Source organism: Actinokineospora fastidiosa (genome assembly GCF_014648415.1).
Taxonomy (GTDB): Bacteria; Actinomycetota; Actinomycetes; order Mycobacteriales; family Pseudonocardiaceae; genus Actinokineospora; species Actinokineospora fastidiosa.
In genome coordinates, this window is record NZ_BMRB01000010.1 from 84,475 (window position 1) to 100,189 (window position 15,715).

The following is a 15,715-nucleotide window of genomic DNA, read 5'->3' on the forward strand; positions in this document are numbered from 1 at the left end:
CGACAGGCGCGCCGCCGATCGCCGAGGTGGGCGATGACCGTCCCGCTCCGTCGCAACCGCGACTACACGCTCCTCTGGGTCGGCCAGGCCTGCGCCGAGGTCGGGTTCAGCGCGTCGCTCATCGCGTTCCCGTTGCTCGTGCTGGCCGTCACCGGCTCCGCGGTGGCGTCCGGCGTCGTGCTCGCCGCGGACGCCGTGGCGCAGTTCGTCGTCGGCCTGCCCGGGGGAGCGCTGGCCGACCGGTGGGACCGGCGGCGGGTCATGCTGGCGTGCGAGGGCGTGCAGGCGGCGGCGCTGGCCTCGCTCGTCGCCGTCCTGCTGCTGGACGCCGTCGTACTCCCGCACCTGGTGCTCGTCGCCGTGGTGTTGGGCGCGTGCCGCGCGCTGTTCGAGCCCGCCGAGGACGCCAGCATCGCCGCCATCGTCCCCGACGACCAGCTGGCGACCGCCATCGCCCTGAACTCGGCCCGGTCGTCGATCGGCCAGCTCGCGGGCACCGCGCTCGGCGGCGTGCTGTTCGCCATCGCCCGCTGGGTGCCCTTCCTGCTCGACCTCATCACCCACGTCATCGCCTTCACCGCGCTGCTGTTCCTGCGCCTGCCCCCGCGCCGGGTCGAACGGGCGCCGCTGCGCGGTCTCGGACGGGAGGTCCGCGACGGGATCCGCTGGGTCGCCCGCCACCCCGAGATCCGGGTGACGACGCTGTGCGCGGTCGTGCTCAACCTGTTCTTCAGCGCCTTCTACCTCATCGTCATCGTCCTGGCCGACCAGCGCGGCGTCCCGGCGGGCGAGATCGGGATCATGGCCGCGATGCTGGGCGCCGGCGGCCTCCTCGGCGCCCTGATCGCCCCCGCGCTGCACCGCGCCCTGCGCCCGCACATCGCGATCGCCGCGGTGTTCTGGGCGCTCACCGCGCTGGCCCCGCTCACCCTCCTGGTGCCCGGCGGCTACCTCATGGGCGCGGTGTTCGCCGCCATGGCCCTGTTCGCCCCCACCGCCAACACGACCATCACCACCCACCAACTCCTGCTCACCCCCGACGAAATGCGCGGCAGGCTCAGCGGCGTCATGAACGTGGCGGTAGGCGCCGCCGCCGCCATCGGACCCGCCCTCGGCGGCGTCCTCGCCGAAACCCTCACCGCCCGCCACGCCGTCGTCGTCTGCGTGATCGGCATGGCCGTGGTGACGCTGTTCGTCACCGTCAACCCCACCCTGCGCCGCTATCCCGGGCGCGCCCACCAGAGAGAGGAAGTCCAGCTATGAGGGACGACATCACCTACCAGGTCCTCGTGAACGACGAGGGCCAGTACTCCCTGTGGCCCGCCGACCACGAGATCCCCGCGGGCTGGCACGCCGAAGGCACCACCGGCACCAAGGAGGACTGCTCGGCCCACGTCGACCGCGTGTGGACCGACATGCGCCCGATCAGCCTCCGCAAGCACATGGAGGCCAACCCGACCTGATGGTGCGGGCGGGGGACACCGTCCCCCGCCTCCGTCAGAGCCAACTGACCCGCCATGGTCTGTCCACCGGATCGATCTCCGCCGACCGCAGCATCCGGACACCGAGCGGCGCCAGCGTCGCCACCAGCAGCCCAAGGATCACCAGCTCATGGACGTGCGCCTCCTTGAGCACACCCATCCAGAGACCGGCCGCGAACACGACCACACCGCGCACGACCCCCACCGTGCCGGACCTGATCGCGGCGATGGCCAGGAGAGCGAGCCCGAGGTAGTAGAACACCACGATGATCACCGGAATCCGCAGCGGCCCATAGGAGATCGGCACATAGGCGTCCCGCACGAGCTGCGTCGCCGCCTCGACCCCCAACCGCTCCACCAGTTGGAACGCGGTGTGGTCGACCCCGCTGTAGTAGACCCGCGCACAGATCCCCACCACGACGAACACGGCCCCCGCCGTCGCAAGACGCGGACACCGCCCCGCCGCCAGCCGCCCCAGGGTGACGAGAGCGAGCATCATCAGGATGGCCCCCGCGGCGAACAGCGCGTAGCCCGCCGTCATCAATCCCGGATTCCGCACATACGCCGCCAACTCCGCCACCGCGGCCAACGGCTCCACATCGGACGTCGAGTGGTCGACGGCCAGATACCGGATCAGCAGCCCGGCAAACCACACGACGGGCCCCACAACCAGCGCTGCCCCGCCCACGATCCGCCCGGGGAACCAGCTCCCCCGGTGGACGGTGGCAGGCACTTCCAGAATCCGCACCCCCTCATTGGGCGGGTGCGGCGGCCTCGGGCACAAGCAAGATCAGACCGTGGTCGGACCCCCGATCGCCGATCTCACCCTCGGGTCCGACCCGGCATCGCCCCCGGGACGCACGCCCCCTGCCCCCAGAGGCCGCGGTAGCGAGCAATTACGATACGCCTACGACCACGTATACTATTGACGCATGGACGTGCTGATCGTGGGAGCGGGACCGACGGGGATGGCGTTGGCGTGCGGCCTGGCCGCGCAGGGTGTCGGGGTGCGGCTCGTCGACCGCGCCACCGGGCCCGCCGAGACCTCGCGGGCGAACATCCTGCACGCCCGGGGCGTCGAGGTCCTTGACCGACTGGGTGCCCTCGGTGACCTGCGGGAACGGACGCTCGAGCCCGCAGGCATGCGGATGCACGTCGGCGGCAGGCCGATCGCCACCATGCGGTTCCTGCCGGACCGGCGGGAGCGCACGCAGGCGCTGTTCGTGTCGCAGGCCGCGATCGAGGCCGAGCTGCGCCGCAGGCTCACCGAGCTGGGCGTGCCCATCCACTGGGGGACCGAGATTACGTCCCTCGACCAGAATCCGCGGGCGGACTGGGTGGTCGGGTGCGACGGCGCCCGCAGCACGGTCCGCGAACTCGCGGGGATCGCCTTCCCCGGCGTGCCGGTCGCCGAGCGGTTCCTGCTCGCCGACGTCCGCGCCGACTGGGACCGCGACCGCAGCGTCTCCGCAGGCTGGTACCACCGGGACGGCATGCTGCTTGCCATGCCGATGCCCGGCGAGCCGGACCTCTGGCGCCTCATGGCCGACGTGCCGCACGACGGCGAGCGGCTCGCCCCCGAGCAGGTCGTCGACCGGCTGCGGCAGCTCCTCGCCGAGCGCGCGGGTCAGTCGGAGATCGGCATCCGCGAGACCGTGTGGGCCTCGGTGTTCCGCATCCACCGACGGCTGGCGGCCGACTACCGCCGCGGCCGGGTCCTGCTGGCGGGCGACGCGGCGCACATCCACAGCCCGATCGGCGGTCAGGGCATGAACACGGGCATCGGCGACGCGGAGAACCTCGCGTGGAAGCTGGGCCTGGTGGTCCGCGGCCTGGCAGGCCCCGAACTGCTCGACACCTATGGCGCCGAGCGCAGGCCGCTGGCGGCGGACGTCCTGCGCAACACCACGGCGAACACGCGGCTGCTGCTCGGCGAGACGGCGCTCACGCGGTTCCTCCGCGACCGGGTGGTGGTGCCGTTGCTCGGCATCCCGGCCGTGCAGCGCCGCGCCACCCGGGTGGCGTCGCAGTTGTGGGTCACCTACCGGCGTGGCCCCCTCGGTGGCCGCGGCCCGGCGCCCCGGCCCGGTGACCGCATCCCGGACGGTGAGTACCAGCGCACCGACGGAACCCGGACACGGCTGCACGCGGAGCTTGGCCCGGAATGGGCCTTGGTCGGCGGCTCGGCCGAGCTGTCGGCCGTGGCCCGCACAGCGTTGGGCGAAGTGGCCTGGCTGCGAGGGGAGGGAGACGCGCTGCTCATCCGCCCGGACGCGCACCTCGCGTGGCGCGGCGACGACCCGGCCGCGCTGCGGGATCGGCTGACAGCGATGCTGCGGCCGCCGGGCGTTGACACAATGCGCCCGTGACTTCCCCACGCACCGGTCCTGGCCGTCCGCGCGACCCGGAGGCGGACGAGGCGATCCTGCGGGCCGCCGTCGAGCTCCTGATCGAGCGGGGTGTCGAGCGGACGAGCATCGAGCAGATCGCCCGGCGGGCAGGCGTGGCCAAGGTGACCGTGTACCGGCGGTGGAGCTCGAAGGAGAAGCTGTTCGCCCACGCGCTCGAGTCCATGCACGAGCAGGTCCGCGCCGTCGACGAGGTCGGCGGTCCGCTGCTCGACGTGATCGAGGAGCTGCTGCCCCGGTGGGGTGAACTGCTGGCCGACCCCGGCGCGCGAGCGCTGACCGCCCGGATGATCGGCGCCGGACCGGACCACCCGGAGCTGCTCTCCACGTACTGGCGCCACCACCTCGAGCCCCGCCGCGAACGTGCCCGGAAGACCCTCGCCCGCGCGAAGCGGGACGGCGTGCTGCCTGCCACCACGGACGTCGACATGGTGATCGACCTGATGTGGGGGGCCGTGCTGCACCAGCTGGTGCTGGCGCCCGGCGACCGCTCGGCCACGGAGCTGACCGCCTACCTTCGCCGCATGCTCCGCCAGGTGGGCTTCGCCCTACCGGGGTGAGCCGGGATCGAGGTATTCGTGCGGTACCTTCCGTCGCTGGACCAAAAATGTTCTGCGGCAAGGGGTCTGCGTGATCTGGTCCGCGTCGCGTGCCCCGTTGCCCACCCCGCCAGGACGGCGGCGGGGTGGGCGGGGAACCCCGCTAGAAGACCAGCTTCCAGGCGTCGATGTAGCCGGTGTCGCCGGAGTAGACGTCGCGGACCTGGAGCTTCCAGGTGCCGTTGGCGGCCTCGGCTGAGGCGTTGACCGTGTAGGTGGTGATCACGTTGTCCGCGGAGTCGCTGCTGGAGGAGTCCTTCAGCCGGTAGGCGGTGCCGTCCGGCGCGACGAGGTCGATCACCAGGTCACCGCGGTAGGTGTGCTTGATGTCCACACCCACCTGCAGCCCCGACGGGGCGTTGCCGCTCAGGCCCGAGACGGCGACCGAGCTGGAGACGGTGGTGAGGTCGCGGATCGCCACGTTGTCCGTGTTCGCGAACTCCTTGCCCCCGGGCTGCGGCTCGCCGTCGAGCTCGGCGGCCTTGCGGGAGATCTCCGCGGCGAAGGTGCTCACCTCGGTGTAGACGCCGGGCTTGCCGGGCCGCGCGCAGCCCAGGCCCCAGCTGACGATGCCGACCTGGATCCAGTTGCCAGCGCCGTCCCTGCGGAACATCGGACCGCCCGAGTCGCCCTGGCAGGTGTCGATCCCGCCCTGGTCGTAGCCCGCGCAGATCTCCCGCTCGGGGACCAGGCCGTCGTAGATCCCGCCCGCCGCGGCGCACTTCGAGTCGCTGACGAAGGGCACCTCGGCCTTCAGCAGGTACCGCGAGCCCGTCTGGCTGCCCTCGCGGGTGTCGCCCCAGCCCGCGATGGTGAAGGTGCCCGTGTCGTACGCCTTGGTGGTGGTGATCGGCAGCGTCGCCGCGCCCGCGATCGGGCTGGACAGCTTCAGCAGCGCCCAGTCGCCCGCGTTCGCGTCGGAGTAGTCCGGGTTGATGTACAGGTAGCTCGCCCGGCGCTCGACCGCCCGCGAGTCCTGCAGGTCGACCACGCCGTAGGTGACGGTGGTCGAGGTGTGGTCACTGCCGCCCGGAGGGGAGTACCGGAAGCAGTGCGCGGCGGTGAGCACGACCTGGTCGGTGATCATCGCGCCACCGCAGCCCATCGACAGCCGCACCATCCACGGGAACTCGCCCTCGGCGGCCCGAGTGCCGCCCACGACCTGGATGCCCGCCTCCCCCGAATCCGGCGGCGGCGCCGCCAGGGCGGGCCCCGCCGTCGCGACCAGGGCCGCGGCGGCGCTCGTCGTCAGGGCGAGCGCCATCCTCGATGTCTTTCGCACGATCAGTCCTTTCCGGGCCGGCAATGGAGCAGCAGGGCGCCGAACCCGTCCTCGCAGGGACATCCCGGCGCCGTTCTCGGCGCCGGAAACCCGATCGTGCTCAACCGGGGACCGGTCTATCAATCCGTGCCGCCACGGGTCTTCCCCGCCATTGCGGTAGGGGTTTTCCGGCCGATGTTCGTCACTCGATCGGCGCACGTGGCGGCGTTCCGCCCGTTCGGGTGACAGCGACTGCTTTACCCCGGCTTTACTGACGCGCCCGCATTGGTGATACTGGTCGCGAGGGGAGTACTTCCGTCAGGGTCTACCCGGTCAATACGGACAGCGTGGATGTCCTCGGGAGGCCGCCCCGGGAGGGGTGAAGGAGACCTCGAACGCGTAGTCGTTTGAGGAGGTCTCCATGCCGCATTCCGTCGGTTCGCCCATGCTGTGGCTGATCAGCATCATCGTCCTGCTGGCGCTGGTGGTCGCCGATTTCCTGGTGACCCGCCGCCCGCACGAGGTGTCCGTGCGGGAGGCCGTCGGGTGGTCGGTGTTCTACCTGGCGCTCCCGATGCTGTTCGGGGTCTGGCTGTGGTGGGACTTCGGCGGTGACCAGGCCGTCGAGTTCCTGACGGGCTACGTGGTCGAGAAGTCCTTGTCCGTGGACAACCTGTTCGTGTTCATGCTGCTGCTGGCCGCGTTCGCGGTCCCGCCCGCCGTGCAGCAGCGCGTCCTGCTGTACGGCATCGTCGGCGCGCTGGTGCTGCGCGGCGTCTTCATCGCGGCGGGCGCCGCGCTGCTCGCGGCCGGGACCTGGGCCTTCCTGGTGTTCGGCCTGATCCTGTTCGCCTCGGCCGTGAAGATGCTGCACAGCGCGCTGTCCGGGTCGGAGGCCGAGCCGGACATCTCCCGGATGCGGTCGGTGCGGTTCCTGCGCAAGCTGATGCCGGTCACCAACGAGTACCACGGCGCCCGGCTCACCGTGCGGGAACACGGCAGGCGGGCGCTGACCCCGCTGGCGGTGGTCGTGGTGGCGGTGTTCGCGACCGACGTGGTGTTCGCCATCGACTCGGTGCCCGCCGTCTACGGCATCACCGACGACCCCTACCTGGTCTTCGCCACCAACGCCTTCGCCCTGCTCGGCCTGCGCGCGCTGTACTTCGTGCTGCACACCGCGCTGGCCAAGCTCATCCACCTCAACCACGGGCTCGCGGTCATCCTGGCGTTCATCGGGGTGAAGTTGACGCTGCACTGGGCGCACGGCATCTGGCCCGCCGTGCCGGAGATCCCGACCGCGGTCTCCCTGGCCGTCATCATCGGCGTCCTGGCCGTGGTCACCGCGACCAGCCTGCGCGCCGGGAACCGGCCGCGCGCCCTGGCCTCCCGGGAGTGACCATGCTCGCCGCGCTCCTCGACCTGGCGCTGGTCCTGTTGGTCATGGCCGCACTGGTGATCACCTGCGCGGCGCTGATTCCGCCGAGGCCGTTTCACTAGCTGTGGCGGCCGCGGTGGAGCCGCGGCCGCCGTCGCGAGGTGTCAGCGCCCCGAGCTGGACGACGTGTGCGTCGAGCCCGCGCTGTACGGTCCGGCATGGGAGTGGAACTGCTGGAAGTGCGCGCCGTCGCGCCCGGCCACGGCCGTCGTGCCGAGGGAGCCCGCGCCGTCCGGCCCGGCGTAGAACTGGACCTCGTAGAAGTACGCGTTGCCGTCGGCGTCGACGCCGCTGAGGATCAGGTGGCGCGCCGCCCCGTCAGGGCCCGCGGTGGCGTTCGACTGCTGGTAGCCAGCCACGTTCGAGCGACCGCTGTCGGCAGCGGCGACGCCCGCGCCTGCGAAGACCAGCGGCACGGAGAGGACGACTGCCGCGATCGAGCGGGTAACCGTACGCACGAAACCCTCCATCATTCAGGCGGACACTGCTCCCTCATCATCAAGAACGCCCCGGCCCGCTGCCACACCGACAACCGATCGTGTGAACCGGAACCGCGACAGCACGTGGTTCCGCACGATCCTGGTGCCGACTACGCCGCCTTGCCGTCGGCGCGCGCCGAGGAGCGGCTGATCCGCCTCGTGTACTGGACCAGGTAGTAGACGACGAGTGCGCCGTCGAGGACGGCGAGCGGGATCTTCGTGCCGAGCGAGCCGTCGAACTGCCACGCCAGCACGAGGGCCGCGACCGTCGGCGCCAGCACGGTCAGCATGATCGGGAGGTGGAGGAGGGAGAGCCCGCGGAAGCGGTTCTGCCGCTCCGGCCGCGTGTGCCAGCCCATCGCCCCGTCGTAGAGCGCGTTCATGGGCGCCTCGATGCGCGTCGCCACGTGCTGGGCGATCTCGGCGACGATGGCGGTGTGGTAGAGGACCAGCAGTCCGAACAGCACGGCCATGACGGGGGCCACCAGCAGGAGCGAGCCGTCCTTGCGCTCCACGCCGAACCCGAGGATCGCGCCGCTGATGGTCAGCGAGCTGACCAGGAGGGTGACCCGGTGGTCCATCCGCTTCATGCTCTCGTCGCGCAGCGCCCGGTACTCGGCCAGGACCAGTTCCCGCCGGTGCTCCGACAGCGGTTCCGGCTTCTCGTTCCGCATGCGCGCTACTCCCCTCGGGCCCGCCACAGCATACGGGAACGATCATGGTCTCCCGGGTGGTTTCGGGGTTCGAGCACCTTCTCCCCGGCAGGCCCGTGAACGCTGTGCCGGTCCCAGCAGTGGCCGTCGGCGGACTGTTCCCCGCACTCCGTGGGGAACCGTCTCATCTCGTCGACGAACTGTCACAGAACGGCGGATGTGGACGCACACTGCGCGGGCACCGTGGCAGGCATGAGGATCTTGCGAGAGCGTGTGCTCCACGTCGCCACCATCGTCATCGCCGTCGTCCTGCTCCCCATCGCCTGGGCGGTCGGGCCGGGCGGTGGGCGCAGACGGGCCTGCCAGTGGGCCCTCGGCCTGCGGTTTCCCCGCGAGTCGCTGACCGGGCTGGCCGCGGGGACGCGCGCGGCGTTCACGGCGGCGCGGACCGAGGCGTTCTGGCGCGACGGGGTGCTGATCGGGCTCACCTCGGGACACCGGGACGCGGGGGAGCAGCACCGGCTGTTCGCCGCCGAGGTGCGGCGCACGGGGTCGGCGGCGGCCGCGCGGCTGCGGGCGCTGCCGCCGGAGGAGTCCCGGCACGTCGCGGGCACGGCGCTGGACGTGCGGCCGGTGGAGGGCGCCCGCTGGCTGGAGGTCAACGGCGGCCGGTACGACCTGTACCGCACCTACGACAACGAGTGGTGGCACTTCGAGCACCACCCCGGCAGGGCGGGCTTACCGCCGGTCCGGCTGCCCCACCCGGGCGCGGCGCGGACCGCCCGCCACTGGTGACCGGTGGTATACGTGTGCAGGTCACCCCACTCACCCGAAGGGAGCAACGGTGCCCCGACTCCTCCTCGTCGAGGATGACGCGGCGCTCGCCGAGGCGCTCGCCCGCGCGTTGCGCGGCCTGGGGCACGACGTCGCCGTGGCCGGGTCCGGGGAGCAGGCGCTGGCCGAGCTCTTCGACGCCGCGCTGCCGGTCGACCTGGTCCTGCTCGACGTGATGCTGCCCGGCATCGACGGGTTCGAGGTCTGCAGGCGCATCCGGGCCCGCGCCACCGTCCCGGTCGTGCTGCTGACGGCGCGGGGCGATCCGGTGGACGTGGTCGTCGGGCTGGAGGGCGGTGCCGACGACTACGTGGTCAAGCCCGCCGAGCCCCGGGTGCTCGACGCGCGGGTGAAGACGATCCTGCGCCGGGCCGCCGCCCCGCCCGCGCCGTCACCGGTGACGCGGGTGGGCGACCTGGTGATCGACCGCGCGGCGATGCTGGTCACCCGCGACGGGGTCGAGCTGGGCCTCACCTCGACCGAGCTGCGCCTGCTGATCGAGTTCGCCGACCACCCCGGCCAGGTGCTCAGCAGGCAGACCCTGCTGCGCAACGTCTGGGACTACGGCTACTCCGGCGACTCGCGGCTGGTCGACGCCGCGGTGGCCCGGCTGCGCGCCAAGATCGAGCCGGACCCGGCCAACCCGACGCTGCTGCGCACCGCGCGCGGGCTGGGGTACCGGCTGGTCAAGCCGTGAGGCTCGGCCTGCGGGGGAGCATCGCGGTGACGGTCATGCTGATCACGGTGGCGGCGTCCATCGCGGTCGCTGCGCTGTCCTACCAGATGCAGTCCGGTCCGGCGTGGGACCGCTTCGCCGCGTCGGCGCTCGCGGGCTTCCGCTCGGACGCCCAGCAGGCGGCGAGGCACTTCGGGGCGCCTGGTTCGTCCAAAGTGGAGCGCATCGCCGATTTCATGGAGGGCAGGCTCGGCGTGGCGTGGGCGGTGGTGGACCTGCGCGGCGCGACGGCGGCCGACGGTGTCCGGTACACCGCGGCCGCGGGCTCGCCCGGCCATCCGGGGGACCTGCGGGTGGACGAGATCGATATCGCCCGCCAGGGTCTCGACCCGGTCACCTACACCGCCGACGACGGCCCCCGGGCGTGGTTCGCGGTGGCGGGCACGGTGTCCCCGGACATCGTGCTCGTCGAGTTCTACAACCGCGACAAGATCGACCGGGAGCTGGCCTGGCTGCGGACGCGGCTCGTCGTCGTGGCGTCGGTCGTGTCGGTGGCGGCCGCGCTGATCGGCGTGCTGGCGGCGGGCCTGGTCCAGCGACCCGTCCGGGTCGCCGCGGCCGCCGCGCGGCGCTTCGGCGCTGGCGAACTCGACGTGCGCGTGCCCGTGCGCGGCAGCGACGAGCTGGCCGACCTGGCGGGCTCCTTCAACAGCATGGCCGCCCGCCTCGGCGACTCCATCGCCGCGCTGCGGGCCAAGGAGCGCCAGCAGCGCCGGTTCATCGCCGATGTCGCCCACGACCTGCGCACCCCGCTGGCGTCGATGCTGGCCGCCGCCGAGAGCCTGGACAGCGCCGACCCCGGCGACCGCGAGCGCTCGGCCCACCTGGTCACCGCCCAAGCGCGCCGCCTGAGCGCCCTGGTGGACGACCTGCTGGAGATGTCGCTGCTGGACGCGGGCGCGGCCGACTACCGCCCCGAACCCGTCGACCTCCCCGCCCTGACCGCCGACGCCGCGGCCCTGGCCGCCCCCGACCAGTCCGTCACCGTCACCACCTCCGGCGACGCCACGGTCGTCGGCGACCCGCGCAGGCTGCACACCATCATGCGCAACCTCCTCTCCAACGCCGCCCGCCACGGCGCGCCCCCGATCACCGTCACCATCGACGGTCGCGACCCCACCCAGGTGTCGATCACCGTCACCGACGCGGGCCCCGGCCTCCCCGCCGACCTCCTCCCGGTCGTCTTCGACCGCTTCGTCCGCGGCGACCGGGCCAGGACTGGCTCGGAGGGCAGTGGCCTCGGCCTGGCCATCGCCCGCGAGAACGCCGCCCTCCACAACGGAACCCTGCGTGCCGCGGGCGGTTCCACCTTCATCCTCACCCTGCCCCGAGGCACCCCACCTGACTGAGGGCGACCGGCGAGTGTGGACAGACGCTTGCGCCACGGAACCGGACCTCGTGGCCGCGATGCCGCCGGTGCCGGGCCATGACGTCGGCCTGCACCAGTTCCAGCGCGAAGCCCAGGCGGGGCTCGGCGTTCACGTACGGGATGGCGGTGGTGAGGTACCGACGGGTCATCCTGGCCTCCCCCCAGCTAGGACCGGCCCAGGCTATCCGTTGATCGCCCGCCCGCGCCGCGCTATTCCATACTGGGGCGCGTGTCCGTGATCGGGGGTGTGGGTGGCCGAGCCGGGGATGACCGTGAACCCCCTGCGCCCGGGGACGGTGATCGGGACCGTCGTGCAGGCGCAGACGGTGGTGTTCGGCAGCGGTGACGTGCCGGTCGACGAGGCTGTCTGCGATCCCGGCCCGGTGTTCGCCGACGTGCTGGCCGACGGGTTCACCGGCCGGGGATGACTGACCCTTGCCGACCCCATCACCCACGACGATCCGGCGTCTCCCATCCGCTGGTTGCTGGACCGCTGACCTATCCCGCGATGGGAGGCCCGCGGGTGGACGGTGTCGGAGGGGCGCTGTAGCTTGTGGGGCGTGTCCAGCCCCGAGGCCTCCAGTAGGTAGCCACCGAACGGTGGCCCTCTCCGCTGTCGCGCCCATCCGGCGCTGACTGTTCGGACCGCGCGCTCGCTCGGGCTTTCCCGGTCCCGCCACTGCTTGCGGTCGAACAGCCCGCGGCTTCGTTGGCGTGTCCGAATTCGTCGGTCTGCCACCTCGTGGCCGAGCAGCCTGCTTCGTTGGCGTGTCCGGGTTTCGTCGGTCCCGCCAGCGAGACCGGTGTCCAGCGGAGTGGTCCTCGGCCGCGCTGATGTGCTTGGGCCTTGCCCTCCGTCCGGGCTTCGTCGGTCCCGCCACCGTTCTCGCGATCGCCCCGCACCCCCGGATTCGCCCGGGGGCCGGCCGTGCCGTCCGGTGCCGTCGGTGGATCCTGTCTCCTGGAGCCTCTTGATGCCTTTCGCCGTGTATGTCCTCGCGTTGGCGGTCTTCGCCATGGGGATGTCGGAGTTCATGCTGTCCGGCCTGGTGCCGGACATCGCTGTCGAGTTGGGGGTGTCGATCCCCGCTTCGGGGTCGCTGATCTCCGCGTTCGCTGTCGGGATGGTCGTCGGCGCGCCCGTGGTGGCGGTGCTGAGCCTGCGCTGGCCGCGCCGGGCCGCGCTGTTGGCCTTTCTCGTCACCTTCCTGGTGATGCACGTGGTCGGCGCGATGACCGACAGCTTCACCGTCCTGCTGGTCACCCGAGTGGTCGCCGCCTTGGCCAACGCGGGCTTCCTGGCCGTGGGCATCGCCGCGGCGGCGGGCATGGTCGGCGCGAACGCCAAGGGCAGGGCGACCGCGGTCCTGGTCGGCGGCGTGACCATCGCCTGCGTCGCCGGTGTGCCCGCGGGCGCGTACCTCGGCGAGCTGTGGGGGTGGCGCTCGGCGTTCTGGGCGGTCGCGGTCCTGTCCGCGCCGCCCGTCGTCGCCATCCTGCGGTCGGTCCCCGGCGCCGCACCCGACCGGAACGCGCCGAGCGCGCTGCACGAGCTGCGGGCGATGCGCAGCCCACGCCTGATCGTCGTGCTGGTGCTCGGGGCACTGGTCAACGGCGCCACCTTCTGCTCGTTCGCCTACCTCGCCCCCGTGGTGACGGAGGTGGCCGGACTGCCGTCGGGCTGGGTCCCGCTGGCGCTGCTGCTGTTCGGCCTCGGCTCGTTCGCGGGCGTCACCCTCGGCGGCCGGTACGCCGACACCAACCCGACGGCGCTGCTCGGCCTCGGCGCGATCGGGCTGCTGATCGGCTGGCTCGTGTTCGCCACGACCGCGGGGGACCCGGTCGCGGCGTTCGTGTGCACGGTCGTCCAGGGAACGCTGTCGTTCGCTGTCGGCTCGACGCTGATCTCCCAGGCCCTCTACGCGGCCAGCGGCGCGCCGACCCTCGCGGGCGGCTTCGCCACCGCCGCCCTCAACGTGGGCGCGGCGGCGGGCCCGGCCCTCGGCGGCGCGGCCATCGGCGCGGGCGCGGGCTTCCGCTCCCCGCTGTTGGTCAGCGCCGCCTTGGTCGCCGCGGCGCTGCTGGTCGGCGGCATCGCCCTGCTGTCCGCCCGCACCAGGTCGGGAGTGTCGACGGGCTAGCCCACGTGCCGGAGAGCGCGGAAAATCGGGGGACTTCGGCACGCCCACCCTGTCATCGTGGGTCGATGGAGGATGGGCTGGACGTCGTCGCTCGGGACACCGGGTTCTCCGGCGTGGTCCGGGTCGATCGGGACGGGCAGGTGTTCGCCAAGGCGTACGGGCTGGCCCACCGGGGATACGGCATCGCGAACACGGTCGACACCCGGTTCGCGATCGCCAGCGGTTGCAAGGGGTTCACCGCGTTGACCGTGGTGAGCCTGATGGAGCAAGGGCTGTTGACGCTGTCGACGACGGCGCGGGAGGTGCTGGGGGAGGACCTTCCGCTGATCGATGCCGCCGTCACCGTCGAGCACCTGCTGGCGCACCGGTCCGGGATCGGGGACTACTTCGACGAGGACGTCGTCACCGACCTCTCCGCGTACGTGCTGCCCGTGCCGGTGCAGTGCCTGCTCGACATCGAGCAATACCTGCCGGTGCTCGACGGGTATCCGCAGAAGTTCCCGCCCGGCGAGCGGTTCTCCTACTGCAACAGCGGTTTCGTCGTGCTCGCCCTGATCGCCGAGCGGGTGAGCGGGGTGCCGTTCCACGACCTGGTGCGGCAACGCGTCTGCGAACCGGCCGGGCTCGTCGACACCGATTTCCTCCGGTCCGACTCGCTCGGCGAGCGCACGGCGGTCGGCTATCTACAGGTCGACGGGGAGTGGCGGACCAATGTGTTCCACCTGCCCATCCGCGGCGGCGGCGACGGCGGGATCTACACCACCGCGGCCGACGTCACCGCGTTGTGGCGGGCGCTGTTCGCCGGGCGGATCGTGTCCCCGGACCGGGTGGCCGAGATGGTGCGCCCGCGCAGCGACGTCCCCGCCGAGTCGATGCGGTACGGACTCGGCTTCTGGCTGCACGAGACCGGCGGCGCGGTCATCCTGATCGGCGGCGACGCCGGGGTGTCGTTCAAGAGCGTGCACGTGCCCGAGTCCGGCACGACCCACACGGTCATCGCGAACACGTCGGAGGGCGCCTGGCCACTGGTGCGCTTCCTCGGCGTGTGACGTCCGGCGCCTGCCGAGGCCGCGCGTGCCGGGCGCGACCCGCACGGCCTACGGTGTGCGCTGGTCATAAGCTCGGCGGTGGAGGCCGGTGGATGGACGCGGGGGGTCGGTGCATGCTGAGGGCGACGACGCCGAGGGGGCGGTGCCTGGAAGGGCTGCGCGAGGTGCGCGTGGCGACCATCCGGGAGCTGGCCACCCGGACCGGGCTGTCGCGGCCGACAGTGGAGGCGCTGATCGCCGACCTGGAGGCCGACGGCCTGGTGGACGGCGACGTCCCGCCCGCCCCGCCGAGTTCGGGTGGCGGCAGGCCCGCGCGGCGGTACCGCTTCCGCGCCGAGCGGCACCACGTGGTCGGGCTGGACCTGTCCGACGTGCGCCAGCGCGTGGCGATCGCGAACCTGGCGGGCGACATCGTCCACACCGACATCGACGGACCCGCCAGCCCGCGCACCGGCTCGGCGGACCTGCTGCCGCTGCGCGCCCACGTCGCGCGGGCGTTCGAGGCGGCGCGGCTGCCGCTGGGCACGCTGGCGGGCGTCACGCTGGCGGTGCCCGGCATCGTCGGCGACGACGGCAGGCTCGCCCGGTCGCCCGCGGTCCGGGAGTGGCAGGACGTCGACATCGCGAGCAGGCTGGGCGAGCTGTTCGGCTGCCCGGTCGCCGTGGAGAACGACCTCGTGCTCGCCGCGGCCGCCGAGGCCACGCTCGGCGCGGCCCGCTTCGCCGACACCAGCCTGTACCTGCTCACCTGGTTCCACGTCTCCGCCCGGATCGTGCTCGGCGGGCGGGTCCACGTCGGCCGCCACCACCAGGCGGGCGAGCTGCTGGCGCTGCGGGTCCTCGCCGGGCCCGCGCGCGGCGACGAGCGGCCGTGGGAGCACATCGAGGCGGCCGACGCGCGGCTCGCCGCGGGCGGGCCGGAGGGGCTGCGGGTCGCCGAGGACCTGACCGACCGGATGGCGCCCGCGGTGGGCGGCCTGCTCGCCGCCGTCGACCCCGACCTCGTCGTCCTCGGCGGACGGCTCGGCCGCTACGCCGACCTGCTGGTCCCCATGCTGCGCTCGAAAGTGGCCGCCCAGCTCGACCTGCCCTTCGAGTACCCGATCGTCGGGCACGCGCTCGGCGAGCTCGACGTCCCGCTCGGCGGCGTCCTGCGGACCTTCGACACCCTCGGCGGCACGCTGCTGGGCAGCTCGGACGTGAGCACGCCGCCGCTGGCCCTGCACCCGGACTCGCCGCGCGAGCACCTACCCGCCGCGTTGTGAAACCG

Annotated in this window: 17 protein-coding genes; 12 read left to right on the plus strand and 5 right to left on the minus strand. The window is 72.6% G+C overall.

Features of this window, described 5'->3' with window-relative positions:
• The first annotated feature begins 33 nt into the window (after positions 1-33).
• Both IEY98_RS30570 and IEY98_RS30575 read left to right on the plus strand, forming a co-directional pair.
• Positions 34-1,263, plus strand: a complete 1,230-nt coding sequence (locus IEY98_RS30570; RefSeq protein ID WP_189214166.1) for an MFS transporter — start codon at positions 34-36, stop codon at positions 1,261-1,263.
• Complete coding sequence (locus IEY98_RS30575) at positions 1,260-1,463, plus strand: MbtH family protein (RefSeq protein WP_189214167.1); 204 nt, start codon at positions 1,260-1,262, stop codon at positions 1,461-1,463. Before IEY98_RS30570 ends, IEY98_RS30575 begins: the two co-directional genes overlap by 4 nt.
• A gap of 34 nt (positions 1,464-1,497) precedes the next feature.
• Here IEY98_RS30575 and IEY98_RS30580 read toward each other — a convergent pair whose 3' ends face one another.
• Positions 1,498-2,229 carry a hypothetical protein gene (locus IEY98_RS30580; protein ID WP_189214168.1) on the minus strand — a complete coding sequence of 244 codons (732 nt, stop codon included), beginning with the start codon at positions 2,227-2,229 and terminating at the stop codon, positions 1,498-1,500.
• A gap of 184 nt (positions 2,230-2,413) precedes the next feature.
• On the opposite strand from IEY98_RS30580, the gene IEY98_RS30585 reads away from it, so the two are divergent.
• Both IEY98_RS30585 and IEY98_RS30590 read left to right on the plus strand, forming a co-directional pair.
• Positions 2,414-3,850 (plus strand): FAD-dependent monooxygenase, encoded by a 1,437-nt coding sequence (locus IEY98_RS30585; protein WP_189214169.1) that lies wholly within the window; start codon positions 2,414-2,416, stop codon positions 3,848-3,850.
• On the plus strand, positions 3,847-4,449 hold the full coding sequence (locus IEY98_RS30590; protein ID WP_189214170.1) for a TetR/AcrR family transcriptional regulator: 603 nt from the start codon (positions 3,847-3,849) through the stop codon (positions 4,447-4,449). Before IEY98_RS30585 ends, IEY98_RS30590 begins: the two co-directional genes overlap by 4 nt.
• Positions 4,450-4,591: 142 nt before the next feature.
• Here the strand turns inward: IEY98_RS30590 and IEY98_RS33330 are convergent, their stop codons facing one another.
• Entirely contained in the window at positions 4,592-5,770 is a 1,179-nt protein-coding gene (locus IEY98_RS33330) for a trypsin-like serine protease (RefSeq protein ID WP_308425940.1), read from the minus strand.
• A gap of 400 nt (positions 5,771-6,170) precedes the next feature.
• Here IEY98_RS33330 and IEY98_RS30600 point away from each other — a divergent pair, with 400 nt between their 5' ends.
• Positions 6,171-7,145 carry a TerC/Alx family metal homeostasis membrane protein gene (locus IEY98_RS30600; protein ID WP_189214171.1) on the plus strand — a complete coding sequence of 325 codons (975 nt, stop codon included), beginning with the start codon at positions 6,171-6,173 and terminating at the stop codon, positions 7,143-7,145.
• A gap of 143 nt (positions 7,146-7,288) precedes the next feature.
• On the opposite strand, the gene IEY98_RS30605 is transcribed toward IEY98_RS30600, so the two are convergent.
• Both IEY98_RS30605 and IEY98_RS30610 read right to left on the minus strand, forming a co-directional pair.
• On the minus strand, positions 7,289-7,642 hold the full coding sequence (locus IEY98_RS30605) for a hypothetical protein (protein ID WP_189214172.1): 354 nt from the start codon (positions 7,640-7,642) through the stop codon (positions 7,289-7,291).
• A 131-nt stretch (positions 7,643-7,773) separates the two neighbouring features.
• A complete protein-coding gene (locus tag IEY98_RS30610; protein WP_189214173.1) occupies positions 7,774-8,337 on the minus strand; it encodes a hypothetical protein in 564 nt (187 codons plus the stop codon).
• A 231-nt stretch (positions 8,338-8,568) separates the two neighbouring features.
• On the opposite strand from IEY98_RS30610, the gene IEY98_RS30615 reads away from it, so the two are divergent.
• From IEY98_RS30615 to IEY98_RS30625, 3 genes are read left to right on the plus strand one after another with little or no spacing between them, the layout of a single operon-like run.
• Positions 8,569-9,111: a D-alanyl-D-alanine carboxypeptidase family protein gene (locus IEY98_RS30615; protein WP_189214174.1), complete on the plus strand. Its 543-nt coding sequence runs from the start codon at positions 8,569-8,571 to the stop codon at positions 9,109-9,111.
• Between the two features lie 49 nt (positions 9,112-9,160).
• The gene (locus tag IEY98_RS30620) at positions 9,161-9,847 is read left to right on the plus strand and encodes a response regulator (protein ID WP_189214175.1); all 687 of its coding nucleotides are present in this window, start codon (positions 9,161-9,163) and stop codon (positions 9,845-9,847) included.
• A gap of 35 nt (positions 9,848-9,882) precedes the next feature.
• A complete protein-coding gene (locus tag IEY98_RS30625; RefSeq protein ID WP_189214211.1) occupies positions 9,883-11,235 on the plus strand; it encodes a sensor histidine kinase in 1,353 nt (450 codons plus the stop codon).
• Here the strand turns inward: IEY98_RS30625 and IEY98_RS30630 are convergent.
• Complete coding sequence (locus IEY98_RS30630; protein WP_229787761.1) at positions 11,204-11,404, minus strand: class I tRNA ligase family protein; 201 nt, start codon at positions 11,402-11,404, stop codon at positions 11,204-11,206. The two genes, IEY98_RS30625 and IEY98_RS30630, sit on opposite strands and share 32 nt — an antisense overlap.
• Before the next feature lie 117 nt (positions 11,405-11,521).
• Here IEY98_RS30630 and IEY98_RS30635 point away from each other — a divergent pair, with 117 nt between their 5' ends.
• The 4 genes from IEY98_RS30635 (at position 11,522) to IEY98_RS30650 (ending at position 15,710) form a co-directional block, all read left to right on the plus strand.
• A complete protein-coding gene (locus IEY98_RS30635) occupies positions 11,522-11,683 on the plus strand; it encodes a hypothetical protein (protein ID WP_189214176.1) in 162 nt (53 codons plus the stop codon).
• Between the two features lie 546 nt (positions 11,684-12,229).
• Complete coding sequence (locus tag IEY98_RS30640) at positions 12,230-13,396, plus strand: Cmx/CmrA family chloramphenicol efflux MFS transporter (RefSeq protein ID WP_189214177.1); 1,167 nt, start codon at positions 12,230-12,232, stop codon at positions 13,394-13,396.
• A 65-nt stretch (positions 13,397-13,461) separates the two neighbouring features.
• Positions 13,462-14,445, plus strand: a complete 984-nt coding sequence (locus IEY98_RS30645) for a serine hydrolase domain-containing protein (RefSeq protein WP_189214178.1) — start codon at positions 13,462-13,464, stop codon at positions 14,443-14,445.
• Positions 14,446-14,558: 113 nt separating this feature from the next.
• The gene (locus tag IEY98_RS30650; RefSeq protein WP_189214179.1) at positions 14,559-15,710 is read left to right on the plus strand and encodes an ROK family transcriptional regulator; all 1,152 of its coding nucleotides are present in this window, start codon (positions 14,559-14,561) and stop codon (positions 15,708-15,710) included.
• Positions 15,711-15,715: the final 5 nt, after the last annotated feature.